Consider the following 17155-nt stretch of genomic DNA (forward strand, 5'->3'; position numbering starts at 1 on the left):
TGGAGTTGTCAAACATCGCCCGGCTCAGCGCCGGTAGTGCCGCGAGAAAGCGCCGTCGTACATCTCCTCCGTGTACTCGGTGAAGCCGAGCCGCTCCGCCACCCGCAGCGACGGCTTGTTGTCGACGCTGACGCTCGCCAGCACCGGCACCGACGGCAGCTCGCGGGCACACCACTCCAGGACCGCCAGCCCGGCCTCGACCGCGTACCCCTTGCCCCACGCCGACGGCCGGAACCGGTAGCCGAGGTTGAGCACCTTCTCGCCGTGGAACTCCCTCAGCCGCACCCCGCACATGCCGAGCACCTCGGTGCCGCCGCGTTCGGTCACCGCGGGGTAGCCGAAGCCGTGCTCGGCCCAGTGCGCCAGCCACTCCGAGAACATCGCCGACGCGCGCGGGACGCCGGGCGGGTCGGGGTTGAAGCGGTTGGTGCGGGGGTCGGTGTGGATGTCGACCATCGCCTGCCGGTCCGCCTCGTGGAGCGGACGCAGCAGCAGCCGGTCGGTTTCGATGTCGGTGAACACATCGGCGAAGCTAGCGCGGGGGTCCGACAAAATGGCCCGCATGACCGAACTGCCGCTGGTCCTCCTCCACGCTTTTCCCCTGGACGCCCGCATGTGGAACGCGGTGCGCGAGCCCCTTGCGTCACACCTTCGGGTGATCACCCCGGACCAGCGCGGGCTCGGTCGCTCGCCGCTGCCGGAGTCCGACCGCGAACCCAGCCTCGAGGACGCCGCGCGCGACGTCGTCGCCCTGCTGGACCGCCTGGAGCTGGACCGCGTCGTGCTCGGCGGCTGCTCGATGGGCGGCTACCTCGCGATGGCCGTGCTGCGGCTGGCGCCGGAGCGGATCGGCGGGCTCGTGCTCATCGACACCAAGGCCACGCCGGACACGCCCGAGGCCGCGCAGAGCCGGCTGGACGTCGCCGAGCGCGTCGACGACGAGGGCATCCGGGGCTGGCTCGCCGAAGCCAACCTGGCGAACCTGCTGGCCGCGTCGACCCGCGAGCAGCGCCCGGACGTCGTCGAGACCGTGCGGGAGATCATCGAAGCGCAGCCGCCCGCCGGGATCTCGTGGACGGCGCTCGCCCTGCGCACGCGCCCCGATTCACTCGACCTGCTGCGGGACTCGAAAGTCCCCGCGCTGGTCGTCGTCGGCGAAGAGGACCCGATCACCCCGGTCGCGGCGGCGAGCGCGATGGTCGAGGTCATGGACGGCGCGACGCTCGTGGTGCTCCCGGAAGCCGGCCACCTGACGCCGCTGGAGGACCCGGCGGGCGTGGTCGAGGCGATCCTTTCCTGGTACCCGGCGACTCACGAGAAGTAGGCGGCGAGCGCCGAGCGGGCGCCGGGGAGCCGGTCCGGGAACCGGATCGCGATGACGAACTGCCAGACGACCGAGTACAGCTCTCGTAGCCGCGTACACACGCGAAGCGCCTCTTCGTCCACTTCGCCCGGATATGCCGCGAGGTACTCCGGCCCGCCTTGCCTGCCGAGGACGCCGAGGTCCCAGGCCAGCGGCCCGAGCCAGGTGTCTTCGAAGTCCAGCCAGCACGGGCCGGCGGGAGTGGCGATCAGGTTGCCGGGGTGTGCGTCGCCGTGCAGCGGCTGCACGGCGACGTCCGGCAGCACCGCGGCGAGGCGGTCCGCTTCGGCGCGCAACCGGGGGTCCGGATCGTGCCGGTCGAAGATGCGCGCCAGGTCGTCGAGCGGGCCGCGCCGGGGCAGCTCGCCCGGGAACTCCCGCAGCGCGGCGTGCACCTCGGCGAGCGAACGCGCGACGACGTCCGGTGCGTACCGGTGGTCCGGATCGTGCGGGGTGTGGTGCCAGAGCGTGACCGGCAGGCCCTCGGCGAAATGCGGTCCGGCCGGGGGATCCGTGGCCGGTGAGACGACGAGCACACCACGTTCGGTGAGGAACCGGGAGAGCGCCACGTCCCGCTCCTGCCACGCCGGACCGGGCCGCGCGAGGCGGGTGGTCCCCGGCACCCGCGCGACCAGCGGACCCAGCTTCACCAGCACGTTCGAGCGTTCGTGGAGCACCTCCGGCTCGTGCTCGCGCAGGCCCAGCCGGGAGGTCACGGTCCGTGCCGCGCGAACGGCGGCGCGCGTGTATTCGTCGGCCACGGCCCGATCTTGCCAGCCGGTGCGCGCGACTGTCGGTAGCGAGGGCTACGATCCCTCTGACCGCCGGAACCGGGCCCCCGCCCGCGCCCGGCGGCCGGACGATGACCACCACAAGGTTTCAGTGTTGGAGGCAGGAGTGACGGCCGTAGCCCCCAAGCCGATCGCGACGCGCCCGTACCCCGCGCGCGAGTCGGTCAAGGGTTCGTACCTGCTGCGGTTGTTCCGCACGACGGACCACAAGCAGATCGGGATCATGTACCTGGTCACGTCGTTCGCCTTCTTCATGGCGGGCGGCGCGATGGCCATGCTCATCCGCACCGAGCTGGCACGACCCGGGCAGCAGTTCCTTTCGCAGGAGCAGTACAACCAGCTCTTCACCATGCACGGCACGGTGATGCTGCTGCTGTACGCGACCCCGATCCTCTTCGGTTTCGCGAACTTCGTGCTGCCGCTGCAGATCGGCTCGCCGGACGTCGCGTTCCCGCGGCTGAACGCGTTCTCGTACTGGCTGTACCTCTTCGGCGGCCTGATCGTGCTGTCGGGCTTCCTGACGCCGGGTGGCGCCGCCGACTTCGGCTGGTTCGCCTACACCCCGCTGTCGGACGCGATCCACTCGCCGGGCGTCGGCGCGGACCTGTGGATCTCCGGCCTGGTGGTCTCCGGTCTGGGCACCATCCTCGGCGCGGTCAACATGGTCACCACCGTGGTCTGCCTGCGCGCGCCGGGCATGACGATGTACCGGATGCCGATCTTCACCTGGAACATCCTGGTGACGTCGATCCTGATCCTGCTCGCCTTCCCGATCCTGACCGCGGCCCTGATGGGCCTGCTGGCGGATCGACATCTCGGCGCGCACGTGTTCGACCCCGAAAACGGCGGGGTGATCCTCTGGCAGCACCTGTTCTGGTTCTTCGGCCATCCAGAGGTCTACATCGTCGCGCTACCGTTCTTCGGGATCGTGTCGGAGATCTTCCCGGTGTTCAGCCGCAAGCCCATGTTCGGCTACAAGAGCCTGGTCTGGGCGACGCTGGCCATCGCGGCGCTGTCGGTCGCGGTGTGGGCGCACCACATGTACGCCACCGGCGCCGTGCTGCTGCCGTTCTTCTCCTTCATGACGTTCCTGATCGCGGTCCCGACCGGCGTGAAGTTCTTCAACTGGATCGGCACGATGTGGAAGGGCCAGCTGTCCTTCGAGACGCCGATGATCTTCTCGATGGGCTTCATCGTCACGTTCCTCTTCGGCGGCCTGACCGGCATCATGCTGGCCGCGCCGGCGATCGACTTCCACGTGTCGGACAGCTACTTCGTCGTCGCGCACTTCCACTACGTGCTCTACGGCACCATCGTGTTCGCGACCTTCGCCGGCATCTACTTCTGGTTCCCGAAGATCACCGGCCGGATGATGGACGAGAAGCTCGGCAAGTGGCACTTCTGGACCACGTTCATCGGTTTCCACGGCACGTTCCTCGTCCAGCACTGGCTGGGTGCCGAGGGCATGCCGCGCCGGTACGCGGACTACCTGACCAGTGACGGCTTCACCACGCTGAACACGATCTCGACGATCGGCGCGTACATCCTCGGTGCCTCGACGCTGCCGTTCATCTGGAACGTCTTCAAGAGCTACCGCTACGGCGAGATCGTCACGGTGGACGACCCGTGGGGCTACGGCAACTCCCTCGAATGGGCGACGTCCTGCCCGCCGCCGCGGCACAACTTCACCGAGCTGCCCCGGATCCGCTCCGAGCGTCCGGCGTTCGAGCTGCACTACCCGCACATGATCGAGCGCCTCCACAACGAGGGCGAGATCGGCTTCTTCGGCAAGCAGCGGGTCAACAGCCACGGGAGCGCGCCGTCGCAGGTACTCACCGAAGCGGTGATCCCGGGAGACCACTCCAGGGACAACGCGAGCGAGCAGGGCGACGACAAGTAGGACACCTGATCGAGTGAGCGCGTGCCCGGCTTTTGTGAAGCCGGGCACGCGCTCTATTTATGTCCGAGGCCGGACCGGCAGACTGATCGTGCAGCGTCGCCGAACGAGGGATGACCAGTGACCCAGACCCCCGTCCTGATCACGACCACCGGCCCGGACAAGCCGGGTGTCTCATCCGTGCTGTTCGCCGTGCTGACCCGCCACGACGTCGACGTGCTCGACGTCGAGCAGGTCGTCATCCGCGGGCAGCTCGTGCTCGGCGTGCTCGCCGGTGTGTACCGCGATCCGGAGGGTTTGCAGGAGTCGGTCGAGCAGGCGCTGGCCTCCGTCGGCATGCAGGTCGACGTCAAGATCGGCTCGGCGATCGGGGAGGACCCGTTCGCGCTGGGCCGCCGTGACTCCACCCACGTGCTGGTGGTGCTGGGCCGCCCGGTCACCGCGCGGGGCTTCTCGGAGGTCGCGCGCCGGCTGGCGTCGCTCGGCGTCAACATCGACGCGATCCGCAGCGTCGCCGACTACCCGGTGACCGGGCTGGAGCTGTACGTCTCGGTCGACCGGGACACTCCGGAAGCCGACGCCGCGCTGCGCTCGGAGCTCGCCGACGCCGCGGTCGAGGTGGGTGTCGACATCGCCGTCGAGCGGGCCGGGATCACGCGCCGGGCGAAGCGGCTGGTCGTCTTCGACGTCGACTCGACGCTCATCCAGGGCGAGGTCATCGAGATGCTGGGTGCCCACGCCGGCGTCGAGCCCGAGATCCGCGAGATCACCGAAGCCGCCATGCGTGGCGAACTCAACTTCACGGAATCGCTGGAACGCCGGGTCGCGCTGCTGGAGGGCCTGCCCGCCTCGGCGATCGACGAGGTCGCCGCGTCGATCGAGCTGACCCCGGGCGCCCGCACGACGATCCGCACGCTCAAGCGGATGGGGTTCAAGACCGGCGTGGTGTCCGGCGGGTTCACGCAGGTCATCGGTGGTCTGGTGGAAGAGCTCGGCCTCGACTTCGCGGCGGCGAACGAGCTCGAGATCGTCGACGGCAAGCTCACCGGGCGCGTGGTCGGGGACGTCGTCGACCGCGCCGGCAAGGCGAAGGTGCTTCGCCGCTTCGCCGGCGAGTACGACATCCCGCTGGAGCAGTGCGTCGCGGTCGGGGACGGGGCCAACGACATCGACATGCTGTCGGCGGCGGGCATGGGCGTCGCGTTCAACGCCAAGCCCGCCCTGCGCGAGGTGGCCGACACCGCGCTTTCGCACCCGTACCTGGACGCCGTGCTGTTCGTGCTCGGCCTCACCCGCGGCGAGGTCGAGGCGGCCGACGCCGCCGACGGGCTCGAGCTGATGCGTCCGTGAGCAGCGTTCTCGACCCCCTGGGCGCCCGCTACGCCTACTGGCTGGGGCTCCCGGCCGAAGACACGTCGGACACTTCGGACGAGTTGCCCGAGGAAGTCCGGGCGATGCCGGTGATCCTGCGCATCGAGCGGGCCGAGCCGCCGGGCCGCACGCCGCTGCTGGAGGCCGCGGCGGCCGCCGCGCTGGCCGTCTGCCTCGACGAGCGCGCCGAACCCGGCGGCGAGTGGGCCGAGCCGATGCACGCGTGGCTCGACAACCGGATCCGCAAGGTCGCGCGGCGGGCGCGCGGCGCGCACTGGGCTGCCGTCCAGGACCTGCCGGGCATCACGGTCGAGATCGACGGCGCCGAGGCGCGGGCCCTCGTGCCGGGCCTGGTCACCGAGGCCCCCAAGGAGGTCTCGCGACTGCAGATCTCGGGCAGCGAACTGCCACCCGACGAGCCCGGGCCGCCGCCCGCCGGCGTGCCGCTGCTCCTGCTCAACCCGCACGCGCCGATGACCGTCGGCAAGGCCGCCGCGCAGGTCGGGCACGCCACGATGATCCTCGCCGCGCTGCTGGACGACGACCGTCGAGCCGCCTGGGCCGCGCGGGGCTACCGGACCGCCGTGCGCACGGCGAGCGTCGCGCGGTGGAAGGAACTGCATCCCGGCGACGACCCCGAAGGCGCGTGGCGGCGCGATCACGTCGTCGCCGTCCGGGACGCCGGGTTCACCGAGGTCGATCCGGGCACGCTCACGGTTCTTGCCCAGTGGGCGCCGGAACAAGCGGTTGCCTGACCGGGTTGGAGCGGGGATGGGACTCGAAGTACAGCGGGACGGCAAGCACTCCTTCGTCGGCCGCAACGAGCGGGGCGCCGAGGTGCGGCTGGGCCGCAACGGCGCCGAAGGGGCGTTCTCGCCCGCGGAGCTGCTGCAGATCGCGGCCGCGGGCTGCAGCGCGGTGACCGCCGAAGAGCTGATCACGCGGCGGGTGGGCGAAGACGCGAAGTTCCGCGTGACCGTCGGCGCCGACCGGCGTGAGGGTGCTTCGGAGCTGGACGCCGTGCACGTCGCCTTCGATGTCGACGTGTCGACTTTGGCGGCGGATCAGCGGGAGGCGCTGGCCGGTGCCGTGGATCGCGCGATCGAGCGGCTCTGCACGGTGAGCCGGACGCTCAAGAAGGGGATTCCGGTGACGGAGGAGTTCCCCGCCGCCTAGTTCTCGCTGGACTCCCAGACCACGTAGGCCTGGTCGGCGTCGGTCGTCATGGCCTCGATGAACTTCTCGTTGTCGAAGCCGGGCAGGGACTGCAGGCGCTCGATCAGCGCGTCGGCCGCCGGGTCGCCGCTCGGCACCGCCGTGCCCTTGCCGTCCGTTCCCACCAGCATGAAGAACACGTCTTCGTTCCACGGGCCGTCGGGAATCACGCGGACCATCACCGACGACAGAGCCGCCCACGTGACAGCTTCTTCGCTGCCGTCCGCGAGCCGCCGCCGCACGCCGGTGTCGTCGACACTGACGGTCCGGGACTGTGCGCTGGACGAATCCTGGGTCAACCGGTGCTCCCTTGTCGCTTCGGTTGCTTCACCGTACCGGGCGGTGTTGTGGACCGCGTCACGCGGGCGCGGCTGCGTCCAGCCTGCGCAACGCGTCGCGCGCCACCTTCGGGTCCATCGTCGGCCAGAACGGCGGCAGCGAGGCACGGAGGAATCCGCCGTAGCGAGCGTTCGCGAGCCGCGAATCCAGCACCGCGACCACGCCGCGGTCGGAGACCGACCGGTGCAGCCGCCCGGTGCCCTGCGCCAGCAGCAGCGCCGCGTGCGTCGCCGCCACGGTGAGGAACCCGTTGCCGCCGCGGGCTTCCACCGCACGCTGGCGCGCCGAGGAGACGGGGTCGTCCGGGCGCGGGAACGGGATCCGGTCGACCACCACGAGTTGCAGCGACGGCCCGGGCACGTCGACGCCCTGCCACAGGCTGAGCGTGCCGAACAGGCACGTGCGGACGTCCTCGGAGAACTTCTGGACCAGCAGCGACGTCGCGTCCTCGCCCTGGCAGAGGATCGGGAAGTCGAGCCGCCCGCGCATCTCCTCGGCCGCCTGCTTGGCCGCGCGCATCGAGGAGAACAGCCCCAGCGTGCGGCCGCCCGCGGCCTCGATCAGCTCGGCCAGTTCGTCCATTGTGGACGTCGCGAGTCCGTCGCGCCCCGGCGGCGGCAGGTGCTTGGCCAGGTAGAGGATGCCGTTGCGCTTGTGGTCGAACGGCGAGCCGACGTCCAGGCCGGTCCACTTCGGGCCGGAATCGGTGTCGGACGGCGCTTCCTTGTCCGTCGCGGCTCCCGGCGCCTTCTCTACGTGAGGCGCGCCCGGCGGGAGGCCCCACTGGCGCGCCATGGTGTCGAACGTGCCGCCCAGGGTCAGTGTCGCCGACGTGAGGACCGTGGTGTGCTGGTTGAAGACGCGCTCGCGCAGCAACCCGGCGACGCCCAGCGGCGCCACCTTCAGCGCCGGCGGCCGCGGGCTCGACGAGTACTTGTCGTTGGAGAGCCAGACGACGTCGCGCTGGTGCGCCTGGTCGTCGTCGAACGCCTCCAGCAGCCGGACCGCGGTGTCGTGCACCTCGTCGAGCAGCGAGCGCGCCAGCTTGCGCGCGGTGGCCCCCTCGACGTCCTCCTTGCGGTCGGACCCCAGCGACGTGATGCACCGGTGCGCGGCGTCGCGGATCGCCGGGATGGCGCCCTTCAGCGGTTGCGGCAGCTCGTCCATCCGGCCCGAGGGCAGGTCGTCGACGATCAGCGCCAGCCCGTCACCCGCCTCCAGGAGGCCGTCGGCGACGTCGGCGTCGATCAGCTTGCCGCAGCGGCGCGCGGCCGACGCGCACATCGCGCTGGTCAGCTCGCCGGTGGCGACGGAGGTGACGCGGTCGACGAGGTCGTGCGCCTCGTCGATGATCACGACGTCGTGGTCCGGCAGGACCTGGTAGCCCTGCAGGGCGTCGATCGCCAGCAGCGCGTGGTTGGTGATGATGACGTCGGCGCGGCCGGCTTCGGCGCGGGCCTTCTCGGCGAAGCAGTCCGTGCCGATCGGACAGCGCGACGCGCCGAGGCATTCCCTTGCGGTCACGGACACCTGGCGCCACGCCTGGTCCGTCACGCCGGGGACGAGCTCGTCGCGGTCGCCGGTTTCGGTGTCCGACGCCCACTCCCGCAGCCGGGTGACCTCCTTGCCCAGCCGCGACACCGCGAACGGGTCGAAGAGCTGGGCGTCCTCCGGCTCGTCCGGCGCGCCGGAGTCCAGGCGGTGCAGGCACATGTAGTTGCGGCGGCCCTTGAGGATCGCGAAGGTCGGTTCGCGGCCGAGGGGCTTCTTCAGCGCCTTCGCGAGGCGCGGGAGGTCGCGGTCGACGAGCTGGCGCTGCAACGCGATCGTCGCCGTGGAGACCACGACGGTGGCTTCCTTCTCGACGGCGTGGCGGATCGCGGGAACGAGGTAGGCCAAGGACTTGCCGGTGCCGGTGCCGGCCTGCACGGCCAGGTGCTCGCCGGTGCGGATGGCGCGGCCGACGGCGTCCGCCATCTCGACCTGCCCTGGGCGTTCGGCACCCCCGACGGACTCCACCGCGTGGGTGAGGAGCTCGAGGACGCCGGGGAAATCAGTTCGGGCGGGCACAGCGACACATTAGCCGCCACCGCCGACAGGATCGGTGATCCGTCGCGAACGGGCCACTCGCGCCGCGAGGGACCTCCCGCGTGGAAGGTCCCCCGCGAGCCGTCAGTTCTCGGTGCGGCCCGAGACCAGCTTCCAGGTCAGCGGCAGCAGGCTGGCGGCCACGACGATCTTGATCGCGTCGCCGATCAGGAACGGCGTCACGCCCTTGGCGAACGCGGTCGACAGGTCGAACCCGGTCGACGCCATCAGCCACGGCACGCCGAACGCGTAGATCACGACGTTGCCGAGCACCATGGTGCCCGCGGTGCGCACCGGCGTCCGGTCGCCGCCGCGGCGGGCGAGGGCGCCGACGAGCGCGCCGGCGAAGACGAACCCGACGATGTAGCCGGCGCTCGCGCCGGACAGGCCCGCGGTGCCGTGCTGGAACCACGGCACGCCCACGGCGCCGACCAGCAGGTACACCAGCATCGACGCGGCACCGCGCGACATGCCGAGCGAAGCGCCGACGAGCAGCGCGGCGAACGTCTGGCCGGTCATCGGCACCGGGCTGCCCGGCACCGGGATGGTCAGCTGCGCGGCGGCGCCGGTGAGCACGGCACCGCCGGCGACCAGCGCGATGTCCCGGACGAGGGAGCCGGGCACGAGGTCGGCCAGCACGGGCCGTTTGCCGGCGAAGGACAGCGAAGACACAGAACCTCCCTGGGTGAGCGGACGACCGAGGTTAACGCTCGTTACCCCCGGAAAAACCCCGGAAGTTGCGTTCCTCACCGGCCACCCGTCCGGGTGGACCCGATCAGGGAAGGCCCCGGACCTGCCGATGACGAAGGGGGTAACTACGAACTGTCACGGAACCGAGGAGGCCGGTGCATGCGAAACGCCAGGAAGAGGACATTCCGGTTGCTGGCGGTGACGACGCTGGCCGTCCCGCTCCTGGTCGCCGCCGCGCCCGTCACGTCCACCGGATGGGCGTCTTCCGGCTCGGTCGACGTGACCGTCGACAACGAGCACGTCGTCACCGGTGAGCTGGCGAAATGCACCGTCGACGGTCCTTACAGCGCCCGGACGCAGGGGGGCGCGACGGGCGACGTCGCGGCGTTCGGCACCGGCGAGGCCAGCTGCGGGCGCTCGGACGCGGTGTCGATCGCGCAGGCGTCCGGGCACCGGTTCGAGACCACCGTGCTGAAGCGCTACGGCGGCCCGGCGCTTTCCGTGCGCACCTTCTCGGCGAAGTGCGCGACGACGGCCACCGGCAGCCTCGGCGAGGTCTCGATCGGCACGGTCGAGGGGATCACCGTGCCCGCGCAGATCCCGCCGAACGACCGGATCGTCATCCCGGGCGGGCCGGCCGGCACCGCGCTGGCGACGGTGATCCTCAACGAGACCGTGACGCCCCAGCCACCGGACGGCAGCCTGGTGACGCACGCGCTGCACATCGAGCTGTTCCCGCAGGGCGGCCCGGCGAGCGGGGACATCTACCTGGGCACGGCCGCCTGCGACCCGTTCGGCAAGAAGTAGCGCCGCTCAGGCGGTGGTGAAGCGGGCGGCTGCCGCGACGAACTCGCCGGCGCGGGTCGCGAGGTCAGGGAGGCTCCCGCTGGGCGAGAGCGCGTCGCCGAGCAATGGCGTCGCCGCGGCCACCGCGATCGCGCCCGCGCGCAGGTAGCCCTCGACGTCGGCCAGGTGGATGCCGCCGGTCGGGACCAGCGGGACGTCCGGCAGCGGGGCCCGGATCGCCCGCAGGTAGGCGACCCCGCCCACCGCCGCGACCGGGAACACCTTGACCGCGGCCGCGCCGAGGCGCCAGGCCTGGTCGATCTCCGTCGGCGTCAGCGCGCCGCAGACCACCGGGGTGTCCCGCTCGGCGGCGCGTTCCAGAACCGCCGGGTTGACCGTCGGCGTGATCAGGTAGGCGGCGCCCGCGTCGACCGCGATGTCCACATCGGACGGTTCGCGGACGCTGCCCGCGCCGATCAGCGCGTCGTCGCCGAGCGCCAGGCGCAGCGCCGTGATCGCGGCGGGCGCGCCCGGCGTCGTCAGCGTCGCTTCGAGCAGGCGGATGCCCGCCGCGTGCAGCACCATCGCCGCGTCGGCGAAGCGCGACGCATCCATCGCGCGCAGGATCGCGACCAGCCGGTGCTCGGCCAGAAGAGCTTGCAGGTCCTTCACGCGACGTGCGCCGTTCCGGTGTGCGTGACACCGGCTTCGTCGAAGTCCCGCAGGGTGCTGGCGACCGAAGCACGCGCGATCCCGGCCGTGTGGTCGAGCAGGACCCGCACGCCGAACCCGGCCCGCGCCGCGTCGAGCGCCGTCGCCCGCACGCAGTAGTCGGTGGCGATGCCGACGACGTCGACGTCGGTCACGTCGTGCTCGCGCAGCCAGGTCTCCAGGGACTTGCCGTCCCGGGACGCGCCCTCGAAGCCGGAGTAGGCCGCGCTGTACTCGCCCTTGGAGAAGACCTCGCCGATCGGGACGACGTCGAGCGCGGGGTGGAACGACGCGCCCGGCGTGCCGGCCACGCAGTGCGGCGGCCAGCTTTCCTTGAAGTCCGGGGTGTCGCTGAAGTGGGCGCCCGGGTCGATGTGGTGGTCACGGGTGGCCACCACGTACGAGTAGCCGCCGTTGAGGCTCAGCTCCGAGATCGTCGAAGCGGCCGCCGCGCCGCCCGCGACGGCCAGCGAGCCCCCTTCGCAGAAGTCGTTCTGCACGTCCACCACGATCAGCGCGGTCGCCATGGCCGGACTCCTCTCAGTGGAACAGCGTCGGGATGGCGGGCTCGCCGTGCGAGAGCTTGAGACCCTCCCACGGCAGGCTGACCAGGCCGCGGCGCAGCCGCTGCCTCGCGTCGTCGAGCGTAGGCAGGTCCGCCTCCGCGCGGCCAGCGCGGATCAACGGGATCTGCAGCGGCCGGTCGTTCGCGTCGGCCTCGGGCGCGCCGCCCGCCGTGGTCCAGACGACCTCTTCGACCGCCGTTCCGGTACTGCGGTGGCGCCGCAGCGCGGACTTGCGGCCGCCGCGGGACTCCTTGTGGGCACTGCGCTTCGCGACCGGCTTGCCGTCCACCTCGACCAGCTTGTAGACCATCCCGGCGGTCGGCGCGCCGGACCCGGTGACCACCGACGTGCCGACGCCGTACGCGTCCACGGGCTCCGCGCGCAACGCCGCGATGGCGTGCTCGTCGAGGTCGCCGGAGACGACGATCCGGGTGTCCTTCGCGCCGAGGGAGTCCAGCTGCTCGCGGGCGCGGCGGGCGAGCGGGCCGACGTCGCCCGAGTCGATCCGGATCGCGCCCAGCTCCGGCCCGGCGACGCGGACCGCGGTCTCGATGCCGGCGGTGATGTCGTAGGTGTCGACGAGCAGCGTGGTGTCCGCGCCCATCTTGTCGACCTGCGCGCGGAAGGCCGCCTCTTCGCTGTCGTGCAGCAGCATGAAGGCGTGCGCGACGGTGCCGCGGGTCGGGATCCCGTAGCGGCGGCCGGCCTCGAGGTTGGACGTCGTCGCGAAGCCGGCCAGGTAGGCGGACCGCGCCGCCGCCACCGCGGCGTACTCGTGCGTGCGGCGCCCGCCCATCTCGATGATCGGCCGGCCGTGCGCGGCCCCGGACATCCGGGCCGCCGCGGAGGCGATCGCGCTGTCGTGGTTGAGGATCGACAGCACCAGTGTCTCGAGCAGTACGCACTCGGCAAACGAGCCGGTGACGGTGAGCAACGGCGAGCCCGGGAAGTACAGCTCCCCTTCGGGGTAGCCGTCGATGTCACCCGAGAACTCGTAACCGGCGAGCCAGGACAGCGTCGCGTCGTCGACGACGGCGGTGGCTTCCAGCTGCGTCAGTTCGGCGTCGGTGAAGCGGAAGTCCGCGATCGCGTCCAGGACGCGGGCGGTACCTGCGACGACGCCGTAGCGGCGCCCGTCCGGCAGTCGCCGGGCGAAGGCCTCGAACACGCAGGGCCGCTCCGCCGTCCCGTCGGCGAGCGCGCTGCCCAGCATGGTCAGCTCGTAGTGGTCGGTGAGCAGCGCAGTGCTGGCCGTCGCCGGCTCCGGTGAACCCATGGGGTCAGCCTATTCACCCACATGGCCGGACCTGGCGCGGCGTACCCTGTCGCCCCCGTGACACCATGGGGTGCATGTCCATGCCTGTCGCAGCCGAGCAGACGCAGGTCGAGCCGGCCGGTGCCGAGGTCGCCGAGTCGGACACACCCTGGCGGACCGTGGTGTGGAACGACCCGGTCAACCTGATGTCGTACGTCACGTACGTCTTCCAGAAGCTGTTCGGGTACGGGCGCGACCACGCCACCAAGCTCATGCTGGACGTGCACCACAAGGGCAAGGCGATCGTCTCGTCCGGCACCAAGGAGAAGGTGGAGACCGACGTGGCGAAACTCCACGCGGCGGGCCTCTGGGCGACGATGGAGCAGACCTCGTGAACGGCTGGCGGCGCAAGGGCGCGGTGATCCACGCGGGCTTCGAGCAGCAGGAGGCGGCGGTGCTGCGCGGGCTGGTCAGCCAGCTCGAGGACATGCTCACCGCGCGCGCCGAGGAGGCGCCGCAGGACGAGCTCGCCGAGCTGACCGGCATCCGGATCGGGCCGACCGAGTCGCCCGACGACCCGGTGCTTTCGCGGCTGCTCCCCGACTTCCACAAGCTCGACCCGGACAACCCGACCCGCGAGGACCTCGACTCCGCCGCGGCGATGCGTTCGCTGCACGAGCCGGAACTGCTGGACATGAAGGTCGGCGTGGCCAAGATCGTGCTCGACACGCTGCCCCGGGACGGCGGCCACGTCCGGCTGACCGAGGAGCAGGCCGATGCCTGGCTGGGTGCGCTCAACGACGTCCGGCTGGCGCTCGGCACCGCGCTCGACGTCAGCGACGACATGCCCGACGAGCTGCCCGAGGACGACCCGCGGGCGCCGCACCTGGGCGTCTACCACTGGCTGACCTGGGTGCAGGAGACGCTGATCCAGGCGCTGACCGGATGATCACCGACGTGCCGGGGGTCCTGGTCGGGCACCACGAGCGGGTCGGCGACGGCTGGGCGACCGGGACGACGGTGGTCCTGGTGCCCGACGGCGCGGTCGGTGCCGTCGACCAGCGCGGCGGCGCGCCCGGCACGCGCGAGACGAACCTGCTGGAGCCGGAGAACCTGGTGCAGCGGGTCAACGCGATCTGTCTGTCCGGCGGGAGCGCGTACGGGCTGGCCGCGGCCGACGGCGTCATGCGGTGGCTGGCCGAGCGGAACCTGGGTTTCCCGGTGGGGACGCGGCCGCACGAGGTCGTGCCGATCGTGCCCGCGGCGGTGCTGTTCGACCTGCCGCGCAGCGAGTGGGGCAACCGCCCTGACGCGTCCTTCGGCTACGAGGCCTGCGAAGCGGCTTCGGATTCCTTCGCGCAGGGGACGGTCGGCGCGGGCGCGGGGGCGGCCGTGGGTTCGTTGAAGGGCGGGATCGGTTCCGCGAGCGAGGTCGTCGGCGAGTACACGGTCGGGGCGCTCGCGGCGGTCAACGCGGCGGGCGAGGCCGTGGACCTCTCGACGGGCCGGGCGTACGCGGCCGACCACGGCGACTTCGGCGTGACGTGGCCTTCGCGCGCCGCTTCGCTGCCTTCTCGCGCGACCGACCTGAACACGACGATCGGCGTGGTCGCGGTGGACGCGGCGCTGTCGAAGGCCGAGGCGCGGCGGATCGCCGTCGCGGCCCAGGACGGGCTGGCGCGCGCGGTGCGCCCGGCCCACACGATGTTCGACGGCGACACGGTGTTCGCGCTGGCCACGGGCGCCCGCGAGCTGCCGGAAGCGAGCGGCCCGTTCGGCGCGGCGGCGCGCCCGGCGGCGTTGGACGCGCTGTGCTCGGCGGCGGCGCGGGTGTTCGCGCGGGCGATGGTGCACGGCCTCCTGGCGGCGACGACGGCCGGCGGGGTGCCGGCTTACCGGGACGTCTGGCCGGAAGCGTTCGGTCAGCCGCCCGGATAGGGGTCTTCGGGCAGGGCGTCGTCCGTGATCTCGAGGTTCGCGGCGCGCACCGCGCTCACGTACTCCTCGTCGATCTCCAGGTCGATCCCGCCGACGGACAGGATCGGGCCGAGCGACGGGTGGATCTCCAGCGGCCCCAGCTCGGTGGTGCGCGGCAGGCGCTCCCAGATCTGCTTCGGGCGGTTCAGGGTCCAGCGGCTGCAGGCCAGCAGCGTCACGTGCCGGTCGGTCACCATGACCAGGAACCCGACGCGCATGCGCGAGCGGTTGACGTACAGCGACATCCCCGGGATCACGTACTGGATCCGCTCGTCCGTGCCGAGGTACATCCGGCACCGATCGCGGACTTTCGACGACAGCGGCACGGGCCCAGTCTCCCAGGAACGCCTGGTGAGCGGTATATCTCATCATCTGGACAGCTTGTGTCCACCACCTAAGATGTCGGTGTGCTCCGGATCCGCCGTGAACTCGTCGACGAGATCGTCGCCCATGCCCGCCGTGACCACCCCGACGAGGCGTGCGGCGTCATCGCCGGGCCCGAAGGGTCGGACTCGCCCGAACGGTTCATCCCCATGCTGAACGCCGCCCGGTCACCGACGTTCTACGAGTTCGACTCCGGTGACCTGCTCAAGCTCTACCGCGAGATGGCCGCCAACGACGAGGTGCCCGTGGTGATCTACCACTCGCACACCGCGACCGAGGCCTACCCGTCGCGTACCGACGCGAACATCGCGGCCGAGCCGGACGCGCACTACGTGCTCGTCTCCACCCGCGAACCCGAAGTGCACGAGTTCCGGTCGTACCGGATCGTGGACGCCGAGATCACCGAGGAGCCGGTCGAGATCGTCGACTGACCCTCGGAATAAACCGCCGCGCCATCGGCGTCTGCGTTAAAGAACCCACCGGAGGTAAGAACCCATGGCCGTGACCGTCTCCATCCCGACGATCCTGCGCACCCACACCGGCGGCGAGAAGTCCGTCGAGGCGAAGGGCGCGACCGTCCTCGAGGTCATCGACGACGTCGAGTCCCGCCACGCCGGCATCAAGGGCCGCCTGGTGAAGGAGGAGAAGCTGCACCGCTTCATCAACGTCTACGTCAACGACGAGGACGTGCGCTTCGCCGGCGGGCTCGAGGCCGAGGTCAAGGACGGCGACACCCTGACCATCCTCCCCGCCGTGGCCGGTGGCTGATCGATGGCTCGCTTCGAGTCCCTGCTCGACGCGCTCGGCGGCACCCCGCTGGTCGGGCTGCCCCGGCTCTCGCCCACGCACGACGTGCGCCTGTGGGCGAAGCTGGAGGACCGCAACCCGACCGGCTCGATCAAGGACCGCCCCGCGCTGGCCATGATCGAAGCCGCCGAGCGCGAAGGCAAGCTGCGGCGCGGCTCCACGATCCTGGAGCCGACGTCGGGCAACACCGGCATCTCACTGGCCATGGCCGCCAAGCTCAAGGGCTACGGGCTGGTCTGCGTGATGCCGGAGAACACCTCGACCGAGCGCAAGCAGCTGCTGCAGGCCTACGGCGCGCGGATCGTCTTCTCCCCGGCCGCGGGTGGCTCGAACGAGGCCGTCCGGCGGGCGAAGGAACTGGCGGCGGCGAACCCCGAGTGGGTGATGCTCTACCAGTACGGCAACCCGGCCAACGCCGACGCGCACTACCGCGGCACCGGGCCGGAGCTGCTCAAGGACCTGCCGACGCTGACGCACTTCGTCGGCGGCCTCGGCACGACCGGCACCCTGGTGGGTGTCGGCCGCTACCTGCACGAGGCGAAGCCGGACGTCCAGGTCATCGCGGCCGAGCCCCGCTACGGCGAGCTGGTGTACGGCCTGCGCAACCTCGACGAGGGGTTCGTCCCCGAGCTGTACGACCCCAGCGTTCTCAACGGCCGGTTCTCGGTCGGCGCGTACGACGCTTTGCGGCGGACCCGGGAGTTGCTGGAGAACGAAGGCATCTTCGCGGGCATCTCGACGGGCGCGGTGCTGCACGCGGCGTTGGCGGTGGCCGAGAAGGCCGCTGCCCGCGGCGAGACGGCGGACGTGGCTTTCGTCGTCGCGGACGCCGGCTGGAAGTACCTCTCGACCGGGGCTTACGCCGGGTCGCTCGACGAGGCTGCCGAACGGCTCGACGGGCAGCTCTGGGCCTGA

At 71.4% G+C, this 17155-nt stretch carries 21 protein-coding genes; 12 read left to right on the forward strand and 9 right to left on the reverse strand.

The window, feature by feature from the left end:
- Positions 1-24 precede the first annotated feature (24 nt).
- The gene (locus AB0M59_RS39840; protein ID WP_364626088.1) at positions 25-564 is read right to left on the reverse strand and encodes a GNAT family N-acetyltransferase; all 540 of its coding nucleotides are present in this window, start codon (positions 562-564) and stop codon (positions 25-27) included.
- Between AB0M59_RS39840 and AB0M59_RS39845 the strand changes: the two genes are divergently transcribed.
- Complete coding sequence (locus AB0M59_RS39845; RefSeq protein WP_364626091.1) at positions 563-1324, forward strand: alpha/beta hydrolase; 762 nt, start codon at positions 563-565, stop codon at positions 1322-1324. The genes AB0M59_RS39840 and AB0M59_RS39845 overlap by 2 nt on opposite strands.
- Here AB0M59_RS39845 and AB0M59_RS39850 read toward each other — a convergent pair.
- Positions 1312-2124, reverse strand: coding sequence for an aminoglycoside phosphotransferase family protein (locus AB0M59_RS39850; protein WP_364626094.1), 813 nt, complete (start codon positions 2122-2124; stop codon positions 1312-1314). The genes AB0M59_RS39845 and AB0M59_RS39850 overlap by 13 nt on opposite strands.
- Positions 2125-2260: 136 nt before the next feature.
- Here AB0M59_RS39850 and ctaD point away from each other — a divergent pair, with 136 nt between their 5' ends.
- The 4 genes from ctaD (at position 2261) to AB0M59_RS39870 (ending at position 6598) form a co-directional block, all read left to right on the forward strand.
- The gene (ctaD, locus tag AB0M59_RS39855; RefSeq protein WP_364626097.1) at positions 2261-4054 is read left to right on the forward strand and encodes a cytochrome c oxidase subunit I; all 1794 of its coding nucleotides are present in this window, start codon (positions 2261-2263) and stop codon (positions 4052-4054) included.
- A 117-nt stretch (positions 4055-4171) separates the two neighbouring features.
- Complete coding sequence (gene serB / locus AB0M59_RS39860; protein ID WP_364626100.1) at positions 4172-5401, forward strand: phosphoserine phosphatase SerB; 1230 nt, start codon at positions 4172-4174, stop codon at positions 5399-5401.
- On the forward strand, positions 5398-6177 hold the full coding sequence (locus AB0M59_RS39865; RefSeq protein ID WP_364626102.1) for a peptidyl-tRNA hydrolase: 780 nt from the start codon (positions 5398-5400) through the stop codon (positions 6175-6177). Before serB ends, AB0M59_RS39865 begins: the two co-directional genes overlap by 4 nt.
- Positions 6178-6193: 16 nt before the next feature.
- Positions 6194-6598, forward strand: a complete 405-nt coding sequence (locus AB0M59_RS39870) for an OsmC family protein (protein ID WP_364626105.1) — start codon at positions 6194-6196, stop codon at positions 6596-6598.
- On the opposite strand, the gene AB0M59_RS39875 is transcribed toward AB0M59_RS39870, so the two are convergent.
- The 3 genes from AB0M59_RS39875 to AB0M59_RS39885 all read right to left on the reverse strand — a co-directional run bounded on the left by AB0M59_RS39875 (position 6595) and on the right by AB0M59_RS39885 (position 9736).
- Positions 6595-6936 carry a hypothetical protein gene (locus tag AB0M59_RS39875; RefSeq protein WP_364626108.1) on the reverse strand — a complete coding sequence of 114 codons (342 nt, stop codon included), beginning with the start codon at positions 6934-6936 and terminating at the stop codon, positions 6595-6597. The genes AB0M59_RS39870 and AB0M59_RS39875 overlap by 4 nt on opposite strands.
- Positions 6937-6994: 58 nt before the next feature.
- Entirely contained in the window at positions 6995-9046 is a 2052-nt protein-coding gene (locus AB0M59_RS39880; protein ID WP_364626110.1) for an ATP-dependent DNA helicase, read from the reverse strand.
- A gap of 102 nt (positions 9047-9148) precedes the next feature.
- Complete coding sequence (locus AB0M59_RS39885; RefSeq protein ID WP_364626112.1) at positions 9149-9736, reverse strand: biotin transporter BioY; 588 nt, start codon at positions 9734-9736, stop codon at positions 9149-9151.
- Positions 9737-9943: 207 nt separating this feature from the next.
- Here AB0M59_RS39885 and AB0M59_RS39890 point away from each other — a divergent pair, with 207 nt between their 5' ends.
- Positions 9944-10561: a choice-of-anchor P family protein gene (locus AB0M59_RS39890; RefSeq protein ID WP_364626210.1), complete on the forward strand. Its 618-nt coding sequence runs from the start codon at positions 9944-9946 to the stop codon at positions 10559-10561.
- Positions 10562-10567: 6 nt separating this feature from the next.
- Here AB0M59_RS39890 and AB0M59_RS39895 read toward each other — a convergent pair whose 3' ends face one another.
- From AB0M59_RS39895 to AB0M59_RS39905, 3 genes are read right to left on the reverse strand one after another with little or no spacing between them, the layout of a single operon-like run.
- The gene (locus AB0M59_RS39895) at positions 10568-11212 is read right to left on the reverse strand and encodes a bifunctional 4-hydroxy-2-oxoglutarate aldolase/2-dehydro-3-deoxy-phosphogluconate aldolase (protein WP_364626115.1); all 645 of its coding nucleotides are present in this window, start codon (positions 11210-11212) and stop codon (positions 10568-10570) included.
- The gene (locus AB0M59_RS39900) at positions 11209-11778 is read right to left on the reverse strand and encodes an isochorismatase family protein (RefSeq protein WP_364626117.1); all 570 of its coding nucleotides are present in this window, start codon (positions 11776-11778) and stop codon (positions 11209-11211) included. Before AB0M59_RS39900 ends, AB0M59_RS39895 begins: the two co-directional genes overlap by 4 nt.
- 13 nt (positions 11779-11791) lie before the next feature.
- A complete protein-coding gene (locus tag AB0M59_RS39905) occupies positions 11792-13093 on the reverse strand; it encodes a nicotinate phosphoribosyltransferase (protein ID WP_364626120.1) in 1302 nt (433 codons plus the stop codon).
- A 74-nt stretch (positions 13094-13167) separates the two neighbouring features.
- Here AB0M59_RS39905 and clpS point away from each other — a divergent pair, with 74 nt between their 5' ends.
- The 3 genes from clpS to AB0M59_RS39920 are packed head-to-tail and all read left to right on the forward strand — an operon-like array spanning position 13168 to position 15010.
- The gene (clpS, locus tag AB0M59_RS39910) at positions 13168-13467 is read left to right on the forward strand and encodes an ATP-dependent Clp protease adapter ClpS (protein WP_285476174.1); all 300 of its coding nucleotides are present in this window, start codon (positions 13168-13170) and stop codon (positions 13465-13467) included.
- Entirely contained in the window at positions 13464-14021 is a 558-nt protein-coding gene (locus tag AB0M59_RS39915; protein WP_364626122.1) for a DUF2017 domain-containing protein, read from the forward strand. Before clpS ends, AB0M59_RS39915 begins: the two co-directional genes overlap by 4 nt.
- Entirely contained in the window at positions 14018-15010 is a 993-nt protein-coding gene (locus AB0M59_RS39920; RefSeq protein WP_364626125.1) for a P1 family peptidase, read from the forward strand. The genes AB0M59_RS39915 and AB0M59_RS39920 overlap by 4 nt, the downstream gene beginning before the upstream one ends.
- Here the strand turns inward: AB0M59_RS39920 and AB0M59_RS39925 are convergent.
- On the reverse strand, positions 14995-15375 hold the full coding sequence (locus AB0M59_RS39925; RefSeq protein ID WP_364626127.1) for a hypothetical protein: 381 nt from the start codon (positions 15373-15375) through the stop codon (positions 14995-14997). The two genes, AB0M59_RS39920 and AB0M59_RS39925, sit on opposite strands and share 16 nt — an antisense overlap.
- Positions 15376-15456: 81 nt before the next feature.
- On the opposite strand from AB0M59_RS39925, the gene AB0M59_RS39930 reads away from it, so the two are divergent.
- The 3 genes from AB0M59_RS39930 (at position 15457) to AB0M59_RS39940 (ending at position 17155) form a co-directional block, all read left to right on the forward strand.
- A complete protein-coding gene (locus tag AB0M59_RS39930; RefSeq protein WP_086679765.1) occupies positions 15457-15864 on the forward strand; it encodes a M67 family metallopeptidase in 408 nt (135 codons plus the stop codon).
- Positions 15865-15928: 64 nt separating this feature from the next.
- Entirely contained in the window at positions 15929-16201 is a 273-nt protein-coding gene (locus AB0M59_RS39935) for a MoaD/ThiS family protein (RefSeq protein ID WP_086679767.1), read from the forward strand.
- Positions 16202-16204: 3 nt separating this feature from the next.
- Positions 16205-17155 carry a cysteine synthase gene (locus AB0M59_RS39940; RefSeq protein WP_364626129.1) on the forward strand — a complete coding sequence of 317 codons (951 nt, stop codon included), beginning with the start codon at positions 16205-16207 and terminating at the stop codon, positions 17153-17155.

The organism is Amycolatopsis sp. NPDC051371, from assembly GCF_040682155.1.
GTDB lineage: Bacteria > Actinomycetota > Actinomycetes > Mycobacteriales > Pseudonocardiaceae > Amycolatopsis.